This window comes from Sphingobium bisphenolivorans, assembly GCF_000412635.1.
In the GTDB taxonomy this organism is placed as follows: domain Bacteria; phylum Pseudomonadota; class Alphaproteobacteria; order Sphingomonadales; family Sphingomonadaceae; genus Sphingobium; species Sphingobium bisphenolivorans.
In genome coordinates, this window is record NZ_ASTG01000009.1 from 137,761 (window position 1) to 160,115 (window position 22,355).

Sequence of the window (22,355 nt, forward strand, 5' to 3'; positions counted from 1 at the left end):
AACGATTGGGAAAAGCTGTGGAAAGAAGTACCCTCCCTTTTCCCGGTTGCTTTTCCACCGGCGCCGCCGCACTGACCATAGCGTCCATGGCTGATCCGCGCATCATCGATATCACGCTCGACGAGCGGACGATCCTCTGGCGCAATGCCGATGTCGAACAGGAACGGCGTATCGCCATCTTCGACCTGCTGGAGGACAATTATTTCGAGCCGCAGCGCGTGCATGAGGATGGCTATGCCGGCCCCTACAAGGTGCTGTTGCGGGTCGAGGAAGGCCGGTTGGTCATAGAGATCAAGCGGGACAATGGCGATCCGCTGGAGGCAATCATCCTGAGCTTGGGCCGCTTCCGCCGGCCGATCCGGGATTATTTCGCCATTTGCGACAGCTATTATCAGGCGATCAGCAACGCGTCGCCGGCACAGATCGAGACAGTGGACATGGCGCGCCGCGGCATTCACAATGCGGCCGCGGAAACGCTGATCGAGCGGCTGGAAGGCAAGATCAAGGTCGACTTCGACACGGCCCGTCGCCTCTTCACGCTCATCTGCGTCCTGCATATCAAGGGGTAAGGGGCATCCGTCAGTTGAGTATCGGCCAGTTGCTGGCGCGTATCTGCGTGGGGTTGATCATCCTGGGTGCCATTGGCGTCGGGGCGTGGCTCTATGCGCGCGACTGGGCGCCTGCGCGCGATAAGTTTCCGACCCAGGGCGTGTCCGTGACGGCGGATAATGGCGCGATCGACTGGGCCACTCTTGCCGCGCAGGGAGCGGACTTCGCCTATATGCGCGCATCCAAGGGGGCGGCCTTTCGCGACCCCAGCTTCGCCCGTAACTGGCGGGAAGCGCGCGCCGCAGGGTTGCGTTACGGCGCCACGCTCGACTTCAGCCTGTGCGCCCGCGCGACCGATCAGGCGACGCGCTTCATCACCACCGTTCCACGCGACAATGCCGCACTACCCCCGGTCATCAGGCTGGCGATCGACCCCGCCTGCACAGTCAGTCCCGGTCGCGATGCGGTGCTTTCCGAACTGAACACGCTGGTCAATCTGGTCGAGAGTCACGCAGGCAAGCCAGTCGTACTCAACCTCTCGCGCGAATTCGATGAGCGCTACGATATTTCTTCCGGGATCAACCGGACGCTGTGGCTGGAGCGGAATTTTCTGCCTCCCGATCCCGACGCGCGCAAATGGGTGATGTGGACAGCCAGCGACATGCGGCATATCGACGGCGTCGAAGGTCCGGTGCGGTGGGACGTGGTGGCGCCATGAACAGGACGACAGAACTGATCCAGGCGGCGCGCAAGGCGATGACTAACGCCCATGCGCCCTACAGCCGCTTTGCCGTAGGCGCGGCGGTACGGCTGACCGACGGCACGATCGTCACCGGCTGCAATTTCGAGAATGCGAGCTATGGCCTGTCGCTCTGCGCCGAAGCGGTGGCATTAGGGAGCGTCAATGCGCTTGGGCGCCTGCGCGACGTGGAAGCCATCGCGGTGGCCGGCGGGCCCGTTGACGCGAATGGCGGCGTTTCGGGCACGGGCATCGTCACCCCTTGTGGCCGTTGCCGTCAGATTTTGAACGAAGCGGAGCAGATGGCGGGCCGCCCCCTTGCCATACACTGCGCGGCGGCCGAAGGAGACGCCATGGCCGAACATAGGGTCGCTGAACTATTGCCTTTTGCCTTCGGTCCGGCCGACCTGAACATCTCAGCAGGGAAGAATTGAACTACAATGTCCATATTGTCGGATAAGTGGATACGCGAGCAGGCCCAGCAGCACGGCATGATCGAGCCCTTCGTCGAGAGCCAGCGGCGCGACGGGTGCATCAGCTATGGCCTCTCCTCCTACGGCTATGACGCCCGTGTGGCCGACGAGTTCAAGATCTTCACCAATGTCGACAGCGCAGTGGTGGACCCCAAGGATTTCGCCGCGAACAGCTTCGTCGATCGCAAGACCGACTGCTGCATCATTCCGCCCAACAGTTTCGCGCTCGCCCGAACGGTCGAATATTTCCGCGTGCCGCGCGACGTGCTGGTGATCTGCCTCGGCAAATCCACCTATGCGCGCTGCGGCATCATCGTGAACGTCACCCCGCTGGAGCCGGGCTGGGAGGGCCATGTAACGCTAGAATTTTCCAACACCACGCCGCTTCCTGCCAAGATCTACGCCAATGAAGGCGCCTGCCAGTTCCTTTTCCTCAAGGGAAATGAACCGTGCGAGACGAGCTATGCCGACCGGGCGGGCAAATATATGGGCCAGCAGGGCGTGACATTGCCGCGCCTCTGAGCCTGTGCAACATTGCGGAAATGATCGGCAGATTGCCCGCCTTGCTGACGCCCTTTCGCCGCCGGAAGGCCGCGACTGAAGAAGAGCAGGCGGTGCTCCCCGACGTCAGCGAAGCGCTGCGCATCTATGCGATCGGCGACATTCACGGGCGCGATGATTTGCTGGCGGAACTGCTGGCGATGATCGAGCAGGATGAAGCCAGGCGCCCGCCCCTGCCTCGATTGACAATCCTGCTGGGCGACCTGGTCGACCGCGGTCGACTGTCGGCACAGGTGGTCGAGCGGGCTATGCGCCTCCCGCAGTCTGGGGGCGATTGGCGTTTCATCAAGGGCAATCATGAGGAAGTGTTCATCGCAGCCGCACGCGGAAACGTTCAGACGGCTCGCTTCTTCCGGCGCATCGGCGGTGTCGAGACGCTGCTGAGCTACGGATTGAGCGCGGAGGAATGCGCCGCGATCAGCGATGAGGATCTGGCACGCTGGATGCTGGCGAACATTCCGCGCGACCATGTGGATTTTCTCGACGGCTTTGAAGACCGGCTGATCATAGGCGGCTATCTGTTCGTCCATGCCGGCGTCCGGCCGCATATTCCGCTGGAGGCGCAAGACCCTGCCGACTTACGCTGGATCAGGCAGGATTTCCTGTCGCATCGCGGCGATCATGGCCGGATGGTGATCCACGGCCACAGCATCCGGGAAGACATCGATATCCGCCATAACCGGATCGGCATCGACACCGGCGCCTATCGCACCGGACGGCTCACGGCGATCGGTCTGGAAGGAACGGAGCGCTGGTTCGTCCAGACCGAGGGCTGATTCATCAGCGCCAGCCCTTGGCCCGCGCCTCTGCTTCCTGGCGTGCATCAGCGGGCGCGCTCGCCATCAGCGCCTCGACCGTTGCCATGACCCGGCTATCAGCCGAGGATGCCTGGCGATAGGCGCCGCTCTGCCCGCTTCCCGGAACCAGCTGCTCCACCTTCCAGCCATGCTCGCCCCGGCAGGCGACGCCCGAGGCGGCTTCGCCTTCGAAGCTGCGGCACCACCCGCCGCCTTTTCGCTGGAAGCTGAGGCCGATGCGCAGTGGAGCGCTCTCCTGAGCAGAGGCAAGCTGCGTCTCGAGCGCCGACGCAAGCGGCCCTTGCGCCACCATGACGCCACTGCGAACGCCCACCGGCCCGACCGGATCACTCGCCAGCCGGCCGATCCCGAGGCCCAGCACAAGGCTGGCGGCAATAGCGGCGCCCGTTCCCCAACTGCGCCAGCGCGATGCACGGGGACGGAGCGGAACGACCCTCTCCTCTTCCTTGAGCAGCGCGCGCATCGACGGGGGGACAGGTTCGGCCTCGATCGGCGCATAATGCCCGGAAAGCCGCTCGCGCAGGCGGCGGTGCATGTCGAGCCGGGCCGCCAAGGCCGCATCCTCTGCTACGGCACGGTCGACCCTTCGCCGCGTGACCTCGTCCAGTTCGCCATCGACCCAGGCGATCAGCGTTGCTTCGTCAATATCCGTCATGCGGCTTCCCCGAGCAATTCGATCAGCGCCCCCCGCCCGCGCACCAGGCGAGAGGTCAGCGTACCCATGGGTATCGCCAAAATCTCAGCCGCTTCCTTGTAGGAGAGCCCTTCCACCAGCACGAGGGCGATGGCCTCGCGCTGTTCGTCCGGCAGAGACTGCATGGCGCGGTCGACGTCGGACAGCATGACGTGCGCCTCTACATCGCGGTCGCCGGCATGGCCGATATGCTCGCCAGCCTCTTCCGGGGCGAAGGTGCGCGCCGCACGCTGGCGAGAGCGGCCCTCGTCTATCCACAGGTTACGCATGATCCGATACATCCAGCTGTCCAGTCTCGTTCCCGGCTGCCACTGGTCGCGCGCGCGCAGCGCCTTTTCCAGTGCAGCCTGGCACAGATCATCACCATCGGCACGATCCCGCGAAAGGCTGGCCGCAAAGCGCCGCAGCCGGGGCAATAACGCCAGCAGGTCGCTCTCGAAGGACATTCACGCTCCATAACTGTGCCGTCGAAGGATGAAACGTTCATCTCGTGTCGTTTAATCCGTGAACGCCGACTGATATCGGAAATTTTCGGATGATGAATCATTTTGCAAGCGAAAGGACTGCTGCCCGGTCCTCTCGCGCCAAAGAGGTCGAGATGAAATTGCCACGCAAATGGATCGCCGCCGGCCTGCTGCTAACCGCTTCAGGCGTTCAGGCCCAACTTCTTCCCTCGGCGGGAGAAAGGCTGGGGCAAGTCGGCGGCGAGGTCGGCAGAGTGCTGCCGGGCCTGCTGGACGGGGTCCAGGGAGCACTCGACCGCAGTCCCCTGGAGCGCCTTTCCCCTTCCCGGCTCATCGCCGCGCGGTCGGCACGGATCAGCGACCTGCTCCGCCGGCATGGCGACATCATCGAACTGGATGACCGCCGCGAGCCGGCCAGACGGGGTCTGATCCTGCTGATCGGCGCCAAGGCGCAAAGCATCGAAGCGCTACGATCGGCAGGTTATGGCGTGGAAAACACGAATATCGAGGGGTTGGACCTACCCGTCACGCGCCTCGCCGTCCCGAAGGACCGAAGCCTTGCGAAGGCGCTGCGCCATGTCCGCTCGGTTGCGCCCGAGGCGAAGGCGAGCGCCGACAATCTTTATTTCCCGAGCGGCCATGCCGTCAGCCTCGCCGCATCGGCTCTAGCGGGTAGCAGCAGGGTCAACAGCCGCTCTGCGGGGCTTATCGATGGCGGCGTGGCCCGGCACCCCGCGCTGAACGGACCGCTCGAGCAGCAAGGTTTCGCCAAGGGCGCGCCCCGGGCGAGCGCCCATGGAACGGCCGTCGCCTCGCTGATCGCCGGGTCAGGCACCATCCGCGGGGCCGCCCCCGGCGCGCCCTTGCTCGTGGCGGATGTTTATGGCGACGACCCCGCCGGCGGTAGCGCGTTCGCCATCGCGCGGGCATTGGGATGGCTCGCGGCACGCGGATCGAGCGTCGTGACGATCAGTCTGGTCGGGCCTGACAATCCGCTGTTGGCGGGCGCCATCCGGCTCGCGCGGGAGAAAGGTGTCACGGTGGTTGCCGCAGTCGGCAATGACGGCCCCGCCGCTCCCCCCGCCTACCCGGCTTCTTACCCCGAAGTCATTGCAGTCACCGGCGTGGATGCGCGCGGCCGCCCGCTGCCGGAGGCCGGCCGGGCGCGCCATGTCGACTTCGCCGCGCCCGGAGCGGACATGAACGCAGCCCGGATGGACGGGGGGAAGGGGCCGGTGCGCGGCACATCCTTCGCCGCCCCTCTCGTTGCAGGGCGGCTGTTCGAAGCGGGCAGCCTCAGCACGCTGCGGGCAGAGGCGAAAGCCGCGGGCCGAGCAGCAGGCAATGGCATCATCTGCGGGTCCTGCAGAAATATCGGTTAACTCTCAGTATGTTATTAGTTTTTTTCTGTGGTCGGGGATTAAAGTCGGTTCGGCTCCCGTTGTCCCATCATCGGATCGACAACGAACAAGGAGACGATCGATGAAAGTGAAGTTCATTCTTGCCGCCGCCTGTCTCGCAGCCCTGACTGCGGCTCCTGCCTCGGCCCAGTTGCTGGGCGGCGGCGGAGGCGGCGGTCTTGGCGGCGGCCTGGGCGGCGCGTTGGGCGGCGTCGGCGGTTCGCTCGGTGGCAGCCTGGGCGGCTCGGGCGGCATCGGGCTCGACCGCAGCATCGATCTTGAAAATGGCCGCGTCGGCGCGAGCGGATCGGGCCACGGACGCGCCAGCGGCGACGCGAGCGGCTCGGTCAACCGCCATGGCAAGAAGCGCAGTGGCAGTGCCGCCGGCTCGGCAGGCGGGTCGGCAAGCGGCAGCCTGACCGCTGACACGCTGGGCACCAGCGACGTGCAGAGCGCGGTCGGCGGCCTGCGGGATCAGGCGGGCAGCACTGCCGGCGCCGTTCGGGACCGCGCTGCCACCGCTGCCGGCAACGCCAGAGCACGGGGTGAAGCAGCGGCCAGTGCCACCCGTGACCGCGCCGCCTCCGGCCTGTCCAGCGCCAAGTCGGCCGCAGGCAGTGCAGCCGGCAGCGCATCGGGCACGCTGGGCGGAGCGGCTAACGCGGCTAACGGTGCGGCCTCCATCGATGCCGCCGGTCAGCTGTCCGGCAGCGGACAGGCTTCAGGATCGAACAACTCCTCTTCGGATCAGGCGGCACAATAACCCCACCAGGAGCGGTGCCCCCCGCAACGGCTTTCAGCCATCTCACCGCTCCTCCGCCTGACCGAACAAGGCCGGCGATCGCCATGATCGTCGGCCTTCCTCGTCTGCGCGACTCGCATTGATTTAAGCAGGTTAGCCCGCTCCCGCTTTTGTTTATCCCCCATCTGGGGTACATGCCTGTCAGCTTCAGCGGTGCGGTACCGCTGAATCGGCCACCATCGGGATGCAGAGAACTGATCAAATCGATGAGTGGAACTGAACCGGACTTTTCTTCCAAGCGCTCCCACGATCGGCAACGCCGTCTGTTGAAGGCCCGCATGGCACATCCTCGTCACGGGCTGATCGACATCCTGGTGCGTGACGTGTCGGAGCGCGGAATGGGCGGCAAGTGCGAGGCGCCTCTGATGGTCGGCGAGAGCGTTACGCTCCACCTGCCCGACAGCCCGGCGGTGCAGGGCAAGATTGCTTGGGCCAAGGGGCAATCGTTCGGCGTTGAGCTCGAGGGTGAGATTGATCCCGAAGCGGTCAAGAGTCGGGCCGAGCGATCGTCCGAGAGCAGCTATCAGGTACCGCCGCAATATCAGCCGTCGAAGGACAGCAGGCGGCCCGGCTTCCGCACCCTTCAGAAGACCGTCTCGAAATGGCCGCCGCCGTCCTGAAACGTGGCGGCAAGTAAAAGGGCCGGAAATCCTCTCGGACCGGCCCCTCGCTGTTTATTGCGCGTCACGCGGATCAGGCGACCTTCGCCGCCAGCTCCTCCGCCTCATCGGGATCGCGCAGCACATAGCCGCGGCCCCACACGGTCTCGATATAATTCTCGCCGCCGCAAGCCAGCGCCAGCTTCTTGCGCAGCTTGCAGATGAAGACGTCAATGATCTTCAGTTCCGGCTCATCCATCCCGCCATAAAGATGGTTGAGGAACATCTCCTTGGTGAGCGTCGTGCCCTTGCGCAGCGAGAGCAGCTCCAGCATCGCATATTCCTTGCCCGTCAGATGCACCCGATTGCCATCGACCTCGACGGTCTTCGCGTCCAGGTTGACCGCCAGCTTGCCGGTGCGGATGACCGATTGCGAATGCCCCTTCGAACGGCGCACCACAGCATGGATGCGCGCGATCAGTTCTTCGCGATGGAAGGGCTTGGTGACATAATCGTCGGCGCCGAAACCGAAGGAGCGCACCTTGCTGTCCATTTCGGCGATGCCCGACAGAATGAGCACCGGCGTTTGCACCTTGGCGGCACGCAGCTTCTTGAGCACGTCGTAGCCATGCATGTCCGGCAGGTTGAGATCCAGACAGATGATGTCGTAGTCGTAGAGCTTGCCCAGATCCAGGCCCTCTTCGCCGAGATCCGTGGTGTAGACGTTGAACCCCTCGGTCGTGAGCATCAGCTCGATCGCCCGGGCAGTCGTCGGTTCGTCTTCGATTAGCAGCACGCGCATGTGTGAGCCCCTTTGCGTAGCAGGTCCGTTCACCCCCACAGAACGGCTTCCGCACCAAATCATTAACCAAAAAACTTCTGAAGGACAAAGGTTAATTTTTCGATAACCCGCAGGAATCCACGAGTCGTGCGGTTTGAATCACTTTGGCACGTTTCACGGTCGAAATGATTCAGAACGAGTCAAGGCCGATTTAATCGATATCATCAATCAACAGCCGTGGTGCTGCGCGATGAAGTCAAGCAGCGCATCCACCCGCGTAGGTCTCAGCCGGGAGGGGGGCGTTACTAGATGGATGCCGAGCGGCGTCGGGCGCCAGTCGGCGAGAAACTCCTCCAGTTCGCCCGACGCGAGATCCTTCCCCACGATGAAATCTGGCAATCGGGCAACGCCGACCCCAGCACGCAGCGCGGGCAGCATCGCTTCCCCACTGTTCACGGTCAGGCGGGCGCGGACCTTGACCGCCACATTCTGCTGCCCAGGCCCTGAAAAGCGCCATACGTCGGGCGTACTGACGTTCGAATAGCACAGGCAGTCATGCCCGCTCAGGTCCGAGGGATGGGCTGGCCGGCCGCGCTCCGCCAGATAGGCAGGGGAGGCGACGACGTGCATGTTGACGTCGGCCAGACGGCGTGCCCGCAGTGAACTGTCGGGCATCTCGGCGATGCGGATGGTTGCGTCCAGCCCCATCTCGACCAGGTCGATGCGGGCGTCCGACAGGTGCAGGTCGATATCGATCAGCGGATTGAGATTGGTGAACTCGGCGATCAGGGGCGCGATGCGGAGCAGGCCGAACGTCATCGGCGCCCCTAGTCGCACGGTGCCGGAAAGCTCCGCCGTCTCGTCCCTCGCCGCTTCCTCCGCCGCCTGGCCCTCAGCCAATATCCGCGCCGCATGATCGGCAAGGCGCTTGCCGCTCTCCGTCAGGGCCAGGCGGCGGCTGGTGCGGCTGAACAGGCTGGTGTCGAGATGCTGCTCCAGCCGGCTCACCGCCTTGGAAACGGTAGCCTTGGAAACGCTCAGCGCCTTGGCGGCGTCGGTAAAGCTGCGATGCTCGACGACCGCGGCGAACATCGCCCAGGCTTCGAAATCAGGAAGTCGCATAAGTGAAACAATCCGTTTCAATGTCGCTTGTTTAAGAAACGATCCTGATCGCTAGATTGGCGCAATGCAAGCCGGAAGCTCCGGCAAGATGCAAGATTTGAAAGGAATGCGTCATGAGCACGACCGTCGGCAGCCGCATCGAGCGCCGCCCCTTCGCGTCGCTGGGCCATGCCGATCATGGCTGGCTGAACGCCCGGCATCATTTTTCCTTCGCGGACTATCATGATCCTGCCCGGATGAACTGGGGCGCCATCCGCGTGTGGAACGACGACGAGATCGCCGCCCGCTCCGGCTTCCCGCCGCACCCGCACAGCGACATGGAGATCATCACCTATGTCCGCAAGGGCGCGATCACGCATCAGGACAGCCTTGGCAACAAGGGCCGCACCGAAGCCGGCGACGTGCAGGTAATGAGCGCCGGCACCGGTATCCGCCACGCCGAGTATAATCTGGAGGATGAGACGACCACTCTGTTCCAGATCTGGGTCATCCCCCGCGAGACAGGCGGGTCGCCAAGCTGGGGTGCCAAGCCCTTTCCCAAGGGCGATCGCTCCGGAAAGCTGGTGGTGCTGGCGAGCGGCTATGATGAGGACAGGGAAGCGCTGCGCATCCGTGCCGATGCCCGACTGCTGGGCGGCACGATCAAAGCGGGTGAAACGGTAACCTATGACAGCGGCGAAGGTCGTCATCTCTACCTTGTCCCCGCGACGGGCCGGATAGAAATTGATGGCCAGCTGTTTGAGCAGAGGGATGGTGCTGCGATCCTGGGCGGTCGGCAGCTGACCATCACTGCGATCGAGGACAGCGAGATCGTCCTGGTCGATAGCGAATAGACCCGTCCTGCTCCTCCCCTGGACGGGTCTTCGGCCGCCCGCGTCGAAGCGAGTTCCCCCCTGCTCGCTTCACTGCCTCCCCCCGATGCGGGCGGCCAACCTCTCGCTGAAACTTATTTCGTATCAATACATTAAGCTGATTGGAGACATTCATGGCGAAGGTTCTGGTTCTCTATTATTCCTCCTACGGCCACATCGAAACAATGGCACGGGCTATAGCGGAGGGCGCTGCTTCTGCCGGCGCGCAGGTCGACATCAAGCGCGTGCCTGAAACCGCGCCGCTGGAGGTCGCGCGAAACGCCGGGTTCAAGCTGGATCAGGACGCGCCGATTGCGGCCGTGGCGGATCTCGCGGAATATGATGCGATCATCATCGGCACCGGCACGCGCTTTGGCCGCATGTCTAGCCAGATGGCCGCGTTCCTCGATCAGGCCGGCGGCCTGTGGGCACGCGGCGCGCTTAACGGCAAGGTCGGCGGCGCCTTCACCTCCACGGCGAGCCAGCATGGCGGGCAGGAAACCACGCTCTTCTCGATCATCACCAACTTGTTGCATTTCGGCATGGTGATCGTTGGGCTGGACTATGGTTTTCAGGCGCAGATGGGCGTCGACAAGGTCCGCGGCGGAGCTCCCTATGGCGCAACGACGATCGCCGATGGCGACGGCAGCCGCCAGCCGGGGGAAGAGGAACTGGAAGGGGCACGCTATCAGGGCCGCCGGATCGCGGAGACGGCGATCAAGCTGCATGGATAAAGCATCGCTGCCTCGTCCCTGACGATGCAGTTGTTGAGCCTTGGGTCGCAAGGCATCAACCCGCGGGAGGGGATCGACGCATCGACAGCGTCGGTCCCTTTCTGCCTTCGCACCTCGATTAAAGAAAAATGCGCCGCGCGACCGGTATCGATCGGATCAGATAATAGGCGCCAATCGGCAGCAGCAAGGCCGCCATCAGCAGCCATAATTTTGCGGAATATGGCGAGAGATAGTGGATGACCGCTACATGCAGATACATGATGACGAGCGACGCTCGCCCGATCGCCGAGAGCCACCCGCCAAATGGCGCCACCCTCACCGACAGGCGGAGCAGCAGCAGGCAGGTCGCGACGGCGGCGGCGATCGATAGCAGCGGCCAGCCATAATCCCCCGCCTTCATGTTGAGCGGGGGCATCAGCGTCAGCCCGGCCCCCGACAGCAGGGTCAGCGGCCCCCACATCCAGCGCCGCCAGGCCACCCGCTGCCAGGCCGCGCCAATCCAGAGCAGGAACAGCGCCATCGGCACCGCCAGCAGCCCCAAGGGCGAGATATCGGTCAGCGCTCCAGCGACATGGGCGATCAGCAGGCACAGCGGCATCGCCACAGCCCACTGCCAGCCGACCGGATCGGGCCAGCGCGACAGGGCCATGTTGAACAGGACGCGCCCCGCCATCAGGCAAGGCACGAACCAGAAGATGGTATAGGGGCCGCGCAGCCAGCCTCCGCCTAACAGGATAGGCAGCAGATCGGCGGGCCAATCGTCGAATATCGGCCGTCCGCCCTTCATCGGCTCGATGATCTGATCCGCTACGATCAGCAGCAGCAGAAAGGCGGCGTAGGGACGCATCTGCGTCGTCAACTGACGCAGCGCGAAGGCGGCAACCGGCTGCGGCCGGGTTAGCAGGCCCGACAGCAGGAAGAAGAGCGGCATGTGGAAACTGTACATGGCGTCGCGCAGCGGACCGCGCGTCCACACATGGCCGATAACGACAGCCAGGATGCCGATGCCGCGCGCGACATCGATCCATTCAAGCCGTCCGCCGCCGGGCACCCATTGCGATGGCGCCGAGATCGGACGCGCGCTGTCCCCCCTGTTGTTCATCGGCTCCACCCCCTATAGGAAGGCGCACGCGCGTCAATCGCTCCCCTGATCTACGGACCTGCCCATTGAGCCTGCTTCACGACCGAGTAATTTTCATCGATGGCGAGGCGCTCATCATCGACAAGCCCGCCGGATTGCCGGTCGATGCGCCGCGCGACGGATCGCTGAGCCTGGAAAACCATCTCTCGTCCTTGACGTTCGGCTTTCAGCGATGGCCGCTGCCGGTCCATCGGCTGGATCGGGACACCAGCGGCTGCCTGCTGCTCGCCCGCAATCCCAAGGCGCACAAGCGCTACGCCGCCGCCTTTGAAGCCGGGACCGTTTCGAAGCGCTATGTCGCGGTCGTGGATGGCGTGCCGGAGGAGGAAAGCGGCACGATCGAACTGGCGCTCAAGAAGATCAGCAGCGCGGCCAAGGGCTGGCGCATGATCCCCGCGCGGGAGGGTAAGGCGGCGGCGACCGACTGGCGCAGGATCGCGGTCAGGGGCAGCCGCGCGCTGATCGCTTTCACTCCACGGACCGGCCGCACGCACCAGATCCGTGCGCACGCCCTGCATGGCCTCGGCTTCGGCATCGTCGGTGATCCGGTCTATGGACAGGGCAGCGAAACCATGCTGCTCCACAGCCGCTTCCTGAGCATTCCACGCGGCGAGAAGCCGCCCGCGGAGGCCACCGCGCCCCTTCCGCCGAGCTTCGCGGCGGCGGGCTTTGGCGCGGAATATCTGGACGAAGCGGGAATCTGACCGCTTGGCCGCGATCCCGATAACCCGCACCATCTCCATAGACAGCGACGAACTGTCGGAGAGTTTCGTGCGGTCGACCGGCGCGGGCGGCCAGCATGTGAACACGACCGACAGCGCGGTTCAACTTCGCTTCGATGTCGCGAACAGCCCTTCCTTGCCGGACGCGGTCAAGCACCGCCTTACTGCCATTGCCGGCCGGCGGATGACCGCGGAAGGCGTGCTCATCCTCCGCTCCGAAGGTTCACGCTCCCAGTTGATGAACCGGCAGGAGGTCGTCGCCCGCCTGGTAGATCTGATCCGTGAGGCGACGATCGTTCCCAAGCACCGCAAGCCGACCAGGCCGGGAAAGGCGGCCAAGGCGCGCCGCGTCGACGCCAAGAAGGCACGCAGTTCCGTCAAGGCTGGACGCGGCAAGGTCCGGTTCGACTGACGCCACTGGCCGCGCGCGAGGCGGCGCCCTATATCGCGCACCATGTATGATTTCGCGCCCGCGGCCAATGCCGACAAGTCGACCCTTTATGATGACCTGCGCGCCGCGGCCGAGGCGATCACGGCTGGGGAGTCCGACGGCATCGCCAATATGGCCAATGTCGCGGCGCTGATCTGGCAGTTTCTGCCCGATCTCAATTGGGCCGGATTCTACCGCATGGCGGATGACGAACTGGTGCTCGGCCCCTTTCAGGGCAAGCCCGCCTGCATTCGTATCCCGGTTGGCAAGGGCGTCTGCGGCGCTGCGGCGGCGAGCGGCCGGACACAACGGGTGGAGGATGTCCACGCCTTCCCCGGCCATATCGCCTGCGATGCCGCCAGCGCCTCCGAGATCGTCGTCCCGGTGATGCAGGACGGCCGCGTGATCGCCGTTCTCGATCTCGACAGTCCGCTGCGCGCCCGCTTCGACAGCGAAGATCAGGCTGGGCTCGAGGCGCTCGTCAGCGCCCTCGCCAGCCGCCTCTACCGATCCATCCTGCCCCGTTTCGAGACAGCCGAAGCGCCTTCCGTACGTGGAACGGTGCGGATCATCATGCTAAACAGGCGTTAACCACGCAGCGCGTTGAGCAGGCGGCGGGTGGCAGGGAGTTGAGCATGAGGTTCTGGAGCATCCTTCTGGTGGGCACGGGCCTTACCCTTGCCTGCTCGGCGCCGGCCTCGGCCGAACGCGCTGCCTGGTCCGGCGCTGCAAGGCCCGTCTCAATGGGAACTGGCCGAATGATCGCGCACCGCTGGGGACCGCTCCAGAATGGCCGCTGGATCGCGGGCTGGCGCGCCCCGGGCGGCTGGGCCGCCTACCGCCGCCCCGTCGTCGGCTACGTCCTGCCGCGATACTGGATTAGCCCCGCCTACGGCATCGCCAACTATGGCGCCTACGGCCTGCCCGTTCCGGCGAGCGGCTATGGCTGGTCGCGCTATTATGACGACGCGGTGATGACCGACCGGTACGGCCGCGTCAGGGAGGTGCACAGCGACATCGCCTGGGATCATCCGGATCAGGATGCTCCGCCTCCGTCCGGCATCGGCTATGATGATGAGGTTACCGCCCCCGACAGTCCGCCTTATGGCTATGAAGGCCGCTGGACTGGGACATGGCGCGATGAAGATGGCAGGGTCCGGAGCGGAGAATATGAGGGCCGCTTCGAAGGGCGCGTCAGCGGCGGACCCGGCGTCGATTATGATGCCCCGCCCTATGCGGACTCCCGTTGGTCGCCCACTCCCGCTAGGCCGGGCGACCCGTTAGTTACTACGACGCATGCGCCCGGCTATATCGCCGGGGGCTATTATCATCCGGGTGTCACGACGACGGTGGTGATCCAGCCTGCGGTCACGACCACCACCAGCTATGTCACCGAGAAGGTCGCTCGCCGTAAAGGCGGTGCGCGGCGCAGCTGCCACTGCAAATAAGCGGTGCGGCACAAGGGAACGAGAGCGGCCTCGCGATAGTCTTACCCGCGCGCCTCGGGCGCTTGCCAAGGGAGGAAGCGGATGATCCATCATGTTTCAGTCGGCTCTAATGATATCGAGCGGGCACGCGCATTTTACGATCCGCTGATGGCGCTGCTCGGCTACCGCAGCGTACGCGATTATCCTCATTCACTCGATTATGGCGTGAACGACGTCATCTTCAGTGTGGAGACGCCGGTCAACGGAGAAGCAGCCAGCGCCGGAAATGGCGTCCATATCTGTTTCGAGGCAGGCGACCGCGAAGCCGTCCGCGAATTTCACCGCCTCGCACTGGAACTGGGCGGCACTGACGCAGGGGCGCCGGGCGTGCGCCCCAATTATGATGCGCATTATTATGGCGCCTTCGTCTTCGATCCGGACGGCAACAAGGTCGAGGCGGTCACCCTCTCCGCCAAATAGGCCGCCCTGTCAGGCCGCCACTGGGCGCCCCAGCGACCAGGGCTGCGGCCGGCCCAGCAGGAAGCCCTGCCCGATCGCGCAGCCACAGGCCAGCAGGCGCTGACGCTGCCCCCCCGTCTCCACCCCCTCCGCCACGACTTCCATGCCAAGGCTGTTGCCAAGCCGAAGGATCACGTCGACGATCACGGCGTCCCCCTCGTCCTGCTCGATATTCCTCACGAAGCTCTTGTCGATTTTCAACACGTTGACCGGATATTGCTTCAAATGGCTGAGCGACGCATATCCCGTGCCGAAATCATCCAGCGCGATGCGGACGCCCGCGGCCGAAAGGCGGTGCAGCGCCCGCTCCACCTGTTCGGAGCCTCTGCCGAGGAACACCGTTTCGGTGACCTCCACCTCGAAATGCTGCGGCGGGATTCTTTCCCGCGCCAGGCAGTCGAGCACATGCCCGGCAAAGTCGCGCTGCATGAAGTCCGCCGCCGACGCGTTGATCGCGACCCGGCCCGGATCATGCCCGGCACGCAGGCAGCCGCTCACGTCCCTGACGACCGCCGCCAGCATCCGTTCCGTCAGTTCCACCGCTATTTCGGCATTGTCGAACGCCGCAGAGATACTGGACGGCAGTTGCACGCCGACACGTGGATGGTTCCATCGCAGCAGCGCTTCATAGCCCAGGATCGCCCCGCTACGCATGTCGATCTTCGGCTGGTAATAGGGCACGATCAGCTCGTCCTCGATCGCCTGCCGCGCCATGCGGATCATGGAGCCGCGCTGCTGCGCCTCCGCGCGCAGGCTCGAATGGAACATCGTCAGGCGACCGCGTCCGGTCGACTTGGACGCATAAAGCGCCAGATCCGCCGCCTTCAGTACCTCTGTCGCATCATCGCCATGTTCACCGAAGACAACGCCGCCCATGCTGATGCCACAGTCAAGGGAACGACCATTGTGCATGTAGGGCGCACGCACGTCGCCCAGCAGTTCCGCGCTCCACGCTGCGAGCGCGGCGCTTGTCGTCAGCGACGGCGCGATCATGCCGAACTCGTCCCCGCCCAGCCGTCCGACGATTGCATCCGCTGGTGCCGCCGCAGTGAAACGGTCGGCGAAACCGCACAACAGAGCGTCGCCCGCATCATGACCCAGCGTGTCATTGATCCGCTTGAGATCATCGATATCCACCAGCACCAGCCCGAAGCTCCGGCCCGTCTTGATCGCCTCTTCCGCCAACTCCTCCAGCGTCGCCTGCCAAAGCGCCCGATTGGGCATGCGCGTCATGGGATCGTGGGTCGCGGCCCAGCGTATCCGCTCCTCGCTTTCATGCTCGTCCGTCACATCCTGGAAAGTGACTATGACCCGCAGCGGGCGGCCGGATTCGGTACAGGTGCTCCAACCGATGCTCCTGATCCACCGCATCGCCCCCGTATCGGCACGGAACACCCGCAAAGTGGCCTCGAAATGCGGTGGCGTCTCGCCCGCAGCCACGGCATCGATCATCGCCGCCAGACGCGGGCGATCCTCGGGATGGACCAGGCGCAGAGCAAGTTCGCTCGTGGCCGGCTCCGTGTCCGACAATCCCAGCATCTCGCGAAATTCACGTGACCATGTCCGCGTCCGCCGGAAAGCATCGAAATCCCAGATGCCAAGCCGCGCCGACTCCACGGCGCGGCGGAACCGTTCCTCGCTATCCGCAAGTTCGCGCTGGGCGAGCTTTTCTGCGTTGATATCCTCCAGCGTGCCATACCAGCGGACGATCTCGCCCTGGGCGTTTCGTCGCGGGGCGGCGCGCGCCCGCATCCAGCGATAGTGGCCGTTGAAAAGGCGTATCCGATAATCGACGTCGACCGGCTCGCCGGAATGCAGCTTCTCGGCCCATGCGGCCAATGTCCGCTCGACATCATCGGGATGCAGGGCCTTGAGCCATCCCTGCCCCCGTGCCTTCCCAGCCGGCAGCCCGGTCAGATCGAACCAGCGCGGTCCCACCTCCTCGATATTGCCGCGCGGATCGGCGGTCCACGGCACCTGCGGACTGAGTTCCACCGACCAGCGATAATGTTGCTGGCTTTCGGTCAGGGCGCTAGCGAGCGAGGCACGCTCATGATCGTAGCGGTCCTGCACGTCCTCGATCGTGCCGTACCAGACGGGTTGCTCGTCAGGCTCCGCTACCCGCACCATTCGCACGATGCCGCGGCGCAGGTCACCCGTTTGCGTCCGCATCTGAACCATCAGCGGTTCAGGTTCGGTGGATTGAATCGCCGCCCTTGCGAGCGCAAGGCGATCGACTCGCTCGATCAGCCGCCGCCACTCAGATCCCATCATGTCCGATGAGAAATGACGGGCGAAAAGGTCGGAAGCGATCTCGCGTGCAATGACGCTTCCCCGTTCATCGGCGATCCAGCGGATCAGGGGCGGCGAAACCCGCAGGAAAACCGGCGAGAACGACAGTTCGTTCCGGTAATGAAATGAATCCCAGTCTTGCGCATCGCGCGCCAGTTCCGCATCCCACTGCCCAAATCGTCGGTCAGCAAAACGGTCCATAAGGCGTCCCTGGTCCCTGTTTATCTTTTCGCTGCATCAGGATGCAGTAGCGGAAAAAGTTAAACAAGCTTTCCAATGGCCTAACTTATTCGGTCCGGCGCAAGCCAGCCGGGTTTCGCGGCCCACGCGCGCCGATCGGCGCCCTTGCAGCCCTGAAGTTCGCCCGAAACGAACGCAGTTATTTGCGGAAGATGCCTGCAAGTTCGAGTGGCAGCGGCGGCTCGCTGCCCGTCTGCGTCGCGCCGCGAATGGCCTGTACCTGCTCGTCCGGGTTGAAGCGGATCCAGCCGTTCCGGCTCAGCCTCTCCAGCGGACGGTAGCGAACCTTATATTCCATCCGCTGCGATCCCTCGACCCAGTAGCCGAGATAGACATAAGGCAGGCCGGCCTTGGCGGCGCGCAGGATATGGTCCATGATGATGAAGTTGCCCAGACCCTTGCGCTCTTCATGCTCGGTGTCGAAGAAGCTGTAGATCATCGACAGCCCATCGCCCTGCCGGTCGGTCAGGCAAGCCCCGATGAGCTTGCCGGGCCGCCCATCGACACCCGGTTCGCGATATTCGACGACGTGGCTTTCGACGGGCGTTTGCTCGACCATGTCGGCAAAGTCCATTTCGTCCATCTCGGTCATACCGCCGCCGGGATGACGGGCACGCAAATAGCGCTGCAGCAGGGCGAACTGTTCTTCGGTCGACCAGGGCTTGCACGCCGTGATGACCAGATCCTCATTCTTCCGCAGCAGCCTGCGCTGGGTGGCATTAGGCTCGAATTCATTCGCCACCACGCGGACCGATACGCAGGCGGAGCAATCGGCGCAGCTCGGACGATAGGCGACATTCTGGCTGCGACGGAACCCAATACGCCCCAAAGCGTCATTAAGCTCCGACGCGTTGTCCCCGGACAGCTCGGTAAAGACCTTCCGCTCGCTCTTGCCCGGCAGATAGGGGCACGGGCTGGGGTTGGTCACGAAGAAACGTGGAAAGCGGAATGGCGCGCTCACGCTTCCATCTCCCTCACGATGCTGAACGGCGGTCGATTCATGGATAGACTATGCCGCTCGCCGGCCCCTGTGCAAAGTTTATTTACCACGAAAATAGGGCGCGGATGAGGTAATCCCGGTCAGGCGACCTCGATCGGGGCGACCTCATATCCGACGGCACGCAAAGCCGCTATCAGCCGCTCCAGATGAGCGCCGTCCCGCGTCTCGCACTCGACGTCCAGGCTGAGGCCCTTAGCCGGCAGATTGGTGAAAATCCGCTGGTGCGACAGCTCCAAAATGTTGACCGCTTCCTGATCGAAGATGCGGGCGACGTGGAAGAGCGCGCCCGGCCGATCCTGCAAGATGATGCGCAGCCGTGCAAGCCGCCCCGACCGCGCAAGATCGCGCAGCAGGACGTTGGCGAGCAGCCTGGTGTCGATATTGCCGCCGGTAAGGACCAGGCCCACATTGCGGCCGGCGAACAGCTCCTTGTGGGTGAGCAGCGCCGCGACGCCCGCCGCGCCCGCGCCTTCGACCACCGTCTTCTCGATCTGGAGCAACAGGCTGACGGCCTCCTCCAGATAGCGTTCGCTCACCAGCAGCACGTCGTCGCTCAGCCGCTCCACGAAACGGCGGGTGAGTTCGCCCGGCTCGCGCACGGCGATGCCCTCCGCCAGCGTGTCACCGTCGCAGGGCAGCTTGGCCGCCTTGATATGGCTGTACATTGACGGATAAAGCTCCGCCTGAACGCCGTAGATGCGGATGTCGGGCTTCATCGCCTTGGCCGCGGTCGCCATGCCCGAAAACAGGCCGCCGCCGCCGATCGGGATGATCAGCGTGTCGATCTCAGGCGCGTCTTCCAGCATTTCGAGAGCAACGGTGCCTTGCCCCGCCATGATGTCCGGCTCGTCGAACGGGTGAACGAAGGTCAGCCCCTGCTCCACCTCCAGCAGCCGTGCATGGGCGTAGGCGTCATCGAACTTCTCGCCATATTGGACGACCGTCGCACCATGGCCCTGCGTCTGCGTCACCTTCACCGTGGGGGTGGTGGTGGGCATGACGATGGTGACCGGCACGCCCAGCCGCCGGCCATGATAAGCAAGCCCCTGCGCATGATTGCCCGCCGAAGCGGCGATCACGCCCTTCTTCTTCGCTTCTTCGTCCAGCTGGAGCAGGCGATTGAGCGCGCCACGTTCCTTATAGGCCGCGGTAAACTGGAGATTTTCGAACTTCAGGAACACCTTGCAGCCGAACATCTGCGACAGCGTCTGGCTGACCAGCGTCGGCGTGTGCACGACCGAGCCTGAAATACGCACGCGCGCCGCCAATATATCGTCAACGGATATGGGCAGCGGCATGGCGCTTTCGATCTTGCTCAGCGTGTTCATGCGCCGCGCCCTAGCCGAAAATTGCGGCGGAAGGAACTGGCACTGATGGAAAACTCTGCCTATGGCTGAAGGCCACGCACTTAACTGCATGAGGCATATGGCACATATCGCTTTTATCGGCCTGGGGGTCATGGGCGGCCCGATTGCCGGGCATCTGGCAAAGGCGGGGCATCAACTCACCGTCTATAACCGGTCGATCGGAAAGGCGAAGAGCTGGGCGGAAGTCTATGGCGGCGCAGTCGCGGTCAGCCCCGCCAAGGCGGCCGAATTTGCGGATATCGTCATTAGCTGCGTGGGAACGGACGATGACCTGGCGCAAATCGCGCTCGGCCGCGACGGCGTGTTCCGGGTGATGAAGCCGGGCGGCCTGTTCATCGACCACACCACTGTTTCCGCCCGCATCGCGCGCCAGCTGTTCGTGGAGGGCGAGAGCCTGGGCCTTCATTGCGTCGATGCCCCGGTCTCCGGCGGACAGGCCGGGGCGGAAAACGGCCGCCTCTCCATCATGTGCGGTGGGACCGAGCCGGCGGTGGATGCCGCCAAGATCGTGATGCAGGCCTATGCCGCGCGCATCGTCCATGTCGGCGGCGCTGGCGCGGGCCAGACGACCAAGATGGTGAACCAGATCTGCATCGGCGGCGTGATCCAGGGCCTGGCCGAGGCATTGCGCTTCGCCCAGGCGGCCGAATTGAACCTCGACAAGGTGTTCGAAGCGATCTCCGGCGGCGCGGCGCAAAGCTGGCAGATGGACAATCGCTGGAAGACGATGACGCAGGACAGCTTCGACTTCGGTTTTGCGGTGGACTGGATGCGCAAGGATCTGGGATTGGCGCTGGAGGAAGCGCGGGCCAATGGCGCGACGCTCCCGGTGACCGCGCTGATCGACCAATTTTATGCCGATGTTCAGGCAATGAGCGGCAGCCGGCAGGATACGAGCGCGCTGGTGCGGCGGATCACGCGCGCATGAAGTCTGGACTGCTCGCGGCGCTCGCCGCGCTCGCTCTGCCCGCACCCGCCCTTGAGGCGGGTGTCATCGACAATGTGAACGGCATCGCGCTTGACGCCAACGGCAGGCTGGTCCGCTTCGGCGCGCTGCTGATCGATGACGAAGGCAAGGTCGAAAGGCTGATCCCCGGCCGCTATGAGGCGCCGGCACAGGCTCGCCCGAAGAAGCGCCGCAAGAACGACCCCTTGCCCACACAGCCCAAGGGGCTTGCCTTCAAGCTGGACGCAGGCGGCAAGACGCTGCTTCCCGGGCTGATCGACGCGCATGCGCATGTGATGAGCTATGGCCTCTCCCATATCACGCTCGACCTGTCCGGCACCCGGTCGCTAGCGGAGGCGCAGGCGAAGATCCGGGCCTTCGCGGCAGCCAATACCGGCCGCAAGTGGATCATCGGCACCGGCTGGAATCAGGAACTTTGGGGGCTCGGCCGCTTCCCCACTGCGGCAGAACTGGACGCGGCGGTCAGCGATGTTCCCGTCTGGCTGGAGCGCGTGGACGGTCATGCGGGCTGGGCCAACACAGCGGCGATGCGCGCGGCGAACGTCAGCGCAGCCAGCAAGGCTCCCCCCGGCGGCCGGATCGATATGGCGGCCGGCACGCCTTCGGGCGTGTTCGTCGACAAGGCGATGGACCTGATCCAGCGGGCGGTGCCCACGCCCGCTCCGAAGGACCGGGACATCGCGCTGGAAAAGGCGCAGCAGGCGCTGCTCCGTCAGGGCGTCACCGCCGTCGCGGACATGGGCACCAGTATCGAGGATTGGCAGGCCTTCCGCCGCTCCGCCGACCGGGGCGCGCTACGGGTGCGGATCATGGCTTACGCCGCCGGCATCGACAATATGGTGCTGATCGCCGGGCCGGAGCCGACGCCGTGGCTCTATGACGATCATCTGCGCATGGGCGGCGTGAAGCTCGGCCTCGACGGTGCGCTGGGGTCACGAGGCGCCTGGCTCAAGGCGGACTATGCCGATGCCGCAGGCCAGCGCGGCCTGTCTCTTATCCCGACCACGCAGCTCCGCAACATCATGAGCCGCGCGGCGATGGACAATTTCCAGGTCGCCGTGGACGCGGTCGGGGATGCAGCGAACAGCGAGTTGCTCGATGCGATCACCGAACTATCGCAAACCTACAAGGGCGACCGACGCTGGCGGATCGAACATGCGCAGATCGTCGATCCCGCCGACCTGCCGCGCTTCAGCCAGAACGGCATCGTCGCATCGATGCAGCCCGCCCATGAAGCATCGGACTGGCGCATGGCCGTGGCGCGCATGGGGGAGGCGCGGCTGAAGGGCGCCTACGCCTGGAAGGCGATGCTCGACAACCGCGTCCCGCTCGCCTTCGGGTCGGATGCTCCGGTGGAAAGCCCCAATCCCTTCCCCGGCATCGCCACCGCCATGACGCGCGAGGACCGCTCCGGCCAGCCCGCCGGCGGCTGGACGCCCGAACAGCGGATCAGCCTGGAGGCGGCGCTGGACGGCTTCACCCGGCAGGCCGCTTACGCCGCTTTCGCGGAAAAGCGTTTCGGCAGCCTCATTCCGGGTCAGCGCGCGGACTTCATCCTGATCGACCGCGACATAACCACCGCACGCCCCGTCGATATCAGCACGACGCAAGTGCTGGAAACCTGGATCGGCGGCAAGCGCGTCTACATGAAGGGCCAGTGAGG

At 64.5% G+C, this 22,355-nt stretch carries 24 protein-coding genes and 1 pseudogene; 17 read left to right on the forward strand and 8 right to left on the reverse strand.

The genetic code is table 11. The features are described from left to right. Nucleotides 1-86: 86 nt before the first annotated feature. Genes L858_RS0108530 through L858_RS0108550 form a run of 5 tightly spaced genes read left to right on the forward strand, consistent with a single transcriptional unit; the run spans nucleotide 87 to nucleotide 3,098 of the window. Complete coding sequence (locus L858_RS0108530) at nucleotides 87-569, forward strand: UPF0262 family protein (RefSeq protein ID WP_022682730.1); 483 nt, start codon at nucleotides 87-89, stop codon at nucleotides 567-569. Nucleotides 570-601: 32 nt separating this feature from the next. Further along, a complete protein-coding gene (locus L858_RS0108535) occupies nucleotides 602-1,267 on the forward strand; it encodes a GH25 family lysozyme (RefSeq protein ID WP_420801829.1) in 666 nt (221 codons plus the stop codon). Continuing rightward, nucleotides 1,264-1,722: a cytidine deaminase gene (locus L858_RS0108540; RefSeq protein ID WP_022682732.1), complete on the forward strand. Its 459-nt coding sequence runs from the start codon at nucleotides 1,264-1,266 to the stop codon at nucleotides 1,720-1,722. Before L858_RS0108535 ends, L858_RS0108540 begins: the two co-directional genes overlap by 4 nt. Before the next feature lie 6 nt (nucleotides 1,723-1,728). After that, entirely contained in the window at nucleotides 1,729-2,283 is a 555-nt protein-coding gene (gene dcd, locus L858_RS0108545) for a dCTP deaminase (protein ID WP_022682733.1), read from the forward strand. Between the two features lie 41 nt (nucleotides 2,284-2,324). Beyond that, complete coding sequence (locus L858_RS0108550; protein WP_028055955.1) at nucleotides 2,325-3,098, forward strand: metallophosphoesterase; 774 nt, start codon at nucleotides 2,325-2,327, stop codon at nucleotides 3,096-3,098. A gap of 4 nt (nucleotides 3,099-3,102) precedes the next feature. On the opposite strand, the gene L858_RS0108555 is transcribed toward L858_RS0108550, so the two are convergent. Both L858_RS0108555 and L858_RS0108560 read right to left on the reverse strand, forming a co-directional pair. Then, entirely contained in the window at nucleotides 3,103-3,795 is a 693-nt protein-coding gene (locus tag L858_RS0108555) for an anti-sigma factor family protein (RefSeq protein ID WP_022682735.1), read from the reverse strand. Then, nucleotides 3,792-4,280 (reverse strand): RNA polymerase sigma factor, encoded by a 489-nt coding sequence (locus L858_RS0108560; protein ID WP_022682736.1) that lies wholly within the window; start codon nucleotides 4,278-4,280, stop codon nucleotides 3,792-3,794. Before L858_RS0108560 ends, L858_RS0108555 begins: the two co-directional genes overlap by 4 nt. A 92-nt stretch (nucleotides 4,281-4,372) precedes the next feature. On the opposite strand from L858_RS0108560, the gene L858_RS0108565 reads away from it, so the two are divergent. The 3 genes from L858_RS0108565 to L858_RS0108575 all read left to right on the forward strand — a co-directional run bounded on the left by L858_RS0108565 (nucleotide 4,373) and on the right by L858_RS0108575 (nucleotide 7,120). Beyond that, nucleotides 4,373-5,680, forward strand: coding sequence for a S8 family serine peptidase (locus L858_RS0108565; protein ID WP_028055956.1), 1,308 nt, complete (start codon nucleotides 4,373-4,375; stop codon nucleotides 5,678-5,680). A gap of 100 nt (nucleotides 5,681-5,780) precedes the next feature. Then, on the forward strand, nucleotides 5,781-6,461 hold the full coding sequence (locus tag L858_RS0108570; RefSeq protein WP_022682738.1) for a hypothetical protein: 681 nt from the start codon (nucleotides 5,781-5,783) through the stop codon (nucleotides 6,459-6,461). 317 nt (nucleotides 6,462-6,778) lie between these two features. Beyond that, entirely contained in the window at nucleotides 6,779-7,120 is a 342-nt protein-coding gene (locus tag L858_RS0108575) for a PilZ domain-containing protein (protein ID WP_238564946.1), read from the forward strand. A gap of 73 nt (nucleotides 7,121-7,193) precedes the next feature. Here L858_RS0108575 and ctrA read toward each other — a convergent pair whose 3' ends face one another. Together ctrA and L858_RS0108585 are read right to left on the reverse strand one after the other, a co-directional pair. Then, nucleotides 7,194-7,901: a response regulator transcription factor CtrA gene (gene ctrA, locus L858_RS0108580; RefSeq protein ID WP_022682740.1), complete on the reverse strand. Its 708-nt coding sequence runs from the start codon at nucleotides 7,899-7,901 to the stop codon at nucleotides 7,194-7,196. A gap of 207 nt (nucleotides 7,902-8,108) precedes the next feature. Beyond that, on the reverse strand, nucleotides 8,109-9,002 hold the full coding sequence (locus L858_RS0108585) for a LysR family transcriptional regulator (protein ID WP_022682741.1): 894 nt from the start codon (nucleotides 9,000-9,002) through the stop codon (nucleotides 8,109-8,111). A 113-nt stretch (nucleotides 9,003-9,115) separates the two neighbouring features. Here L858_RS0108585 and L858_RS0108590 point away from each other — a divergent pair, with 113 nt between their 5' ends. Together L858_RS0108590 and wrbA are read left to right on the forward strand one after the other, a co-directional pair. Then, the gene (locus L858_RS0108590) at nucleotides 9,116-9,835 is read left to right on the forward strand and encodes a pirin family protein (RefSeq protein WP_022682742.1); all 720 of its coding nucleotides are present in this window, start codon (nucleotides 9,116-9,118) and stop codon (nucleotides 9,833-9,835) included. Nucleotides 9,836-9,987: 152 nt separating this feature from the next. After that, on the forward strand, nucleotides 9,988-10,587 hold the full coding sequence (wrbA, locus tag L858_RS0108595) for an NAD(P)H:quinone oxidoreductase (RefSeq protein ID WP_022682743.1): 600 nt from the start codon (nucleotides 9,988-9,990) through the stop codon (nucleotides 10,585-10,587). A 118-nt stretch (nucleotides 10,588-10,705) separates the two neighbouring features. Here wrbA and L858_RS0108600 read toward each other — a convergent pair whose 3' ends face one another. Beyond that, nucleotides 10,706-11,689 carry an acyltransferase family protein gene (locus L858_RS0108600; protein ID WP_022682744.1) on the reverse strand — a complete coding sequence of 328 codons (984 nt, stop codon included), beginning with the start codon at nucleotides 11,687-11,689 and terminating at the stop codon, nucleotides 10,706-10,708. A gap of 65 nt (nucleotides 11,690-11,754) precedes the next feature. Here L858_RS0108600 and L858_RS0108605 point away from each other — a divergent pair, with 65 nt between their 5' ends. The 5 genes and pseudogenes from L858_RS0108605 to L858_RS0108625 all read left to right on the forward strand — a co-directional run bounded on the left by L858_RS0108605 (nucleotide 11,755) and on the right by L858_RS0108625 (nucleotide 14,787). Next, complete coding sequence (locus L858_RS0108605; RefSeq protein WP_022682745.1) at nucleotides 11,755-12,432, forward strand: RluA family pseudouridine synthase; 678 nt, start codon at nucleotides 11,755-11,757, stop codon at nucleotides 12,430-12,432. A gap of 4 nt (nucleotides 12,433-12,436) precedes the next feature. Continuing rightward, nucleotides 12,437-12,862 carry an alternative ribosome rescue aminoacyl-tRNA hydrolase ArfB gene (arfB, locus tag L858_RS0108610; protein ID WP_022682746.1) on the forward strand — a complete coding sequence of 142 codons (426 nt, stop codon included), beginning with the start codon at nucleotides 12,437-12,439 and terminating at the stop codon, nucleotides 12,860-12,862. Between the two features lie 42 nt (nucleotides 12,863-12,904). After that, nucleotides 12,905-13,384: pseudogene (locus L858_RS19875) on the forward strand (GAF domain-containing protein); the annotation flags it as partial. A gap of 131 nt (nucleotides 13,385-13,515) precedes the next feature. Further along, on the forward strand, nucleotides 13,516-14,328 hold the full coding sequence (locus L858_RS0108620) for an RcnB family protein (protein ID WP_022682748.1): 813 nt from the start codon (nucleotides 13,516-13,518) through the stop codon (nucleotides 14,326-14,328). Nucleotides 14,329-14,409: 81 nt separating this feature from the next. Next, complete coding sequence (locus L858_RS0108625; RefSeq protein WP_022682749.1) at nucleotides 14,410-14,787, forward strand: VOC family protein; 378 nt, start codon at nucleotides 14,410-14,412, stop codon at nucleotides 14,785-14,787. A gap of 9 nt (nucleotides 14,788-14,796) precedes the next feature. Here L858_RS0108625 and L858_RS0108630 read toward each other — a convergent pair whose 3' ends face one another. From L858_RS0108630 to L858_RS0108640, 3 genes are all read right to left on the reverse strand, one after another. Then, nucleotides 14,797-17,319, reverse strand: a complete 2,523-nt coding sequence (locus tag L858_RS0108630; RefSeq protein ID WP_022682750.1) for a putative bifunctional diguanylate cyclase/phosphodiesterase — start codon at nucleotides 17,317-17,319, stop codon at nucleotides 14,797-14,799. Between the two features lie 178 nt (nucleotides 17,320-17,497). Continuing rightward, a complete protein-coding gene (locus L858_RS0108635; RefSeq protein WP_022682751.1) occupies nucleotides 17,498-18,319 on the reverse strand; it encodes an arginyltransferase in 822 nt (273 codons plus the stop codon). Nucleotides 18,320-18,438: 119 nt separating this feature from the next. Then, nucleotides 18,439-19,686: a threonine ammonia-lyase gene (locus L858_RS0108640; RefSeq protein ID WP_022682752.1), complete on the reverse strand. Its 1,248-nt coding sequence runs from the start codon at nucleotides 19,684-19,686 to the stop codon at nucleotides 18,439-18,441. Between the two features lie 97 nt (nucleotides 19,687-19,783). Here L858_RS0108640 and L858_RS0108645 point away from each other — a divergent pair, with 97 nt between their 5' ends. After that, nucleotides 19,784-20,653, forward strand: coding sequence for an NAD(P)-dependent oxidoreductase (locus L858_RS0108645; protein ID WP_022682753.1), 870 nt, complete (start codon nucleotides 19,784-19,786; stop codon nucleotides 20,651-20,653). Further along, nucleotides 20,650-22,353, forward strand: a complete 1,704-nt coding sequence (locus L858_RS0108650) for an amidohydrolase (RefSeq protein ID WP_022682754.1) — start codon at nucleotides 20,650-20,652, stop codon at nucleotides 22,351-22,353. Before L858_RS0108645 ends, L858_RS0108650 begins: the two co-directional genes overlap by 4 nt. Nucleotides 22,354-22,355: the final 2 nt, after the last annotated feature.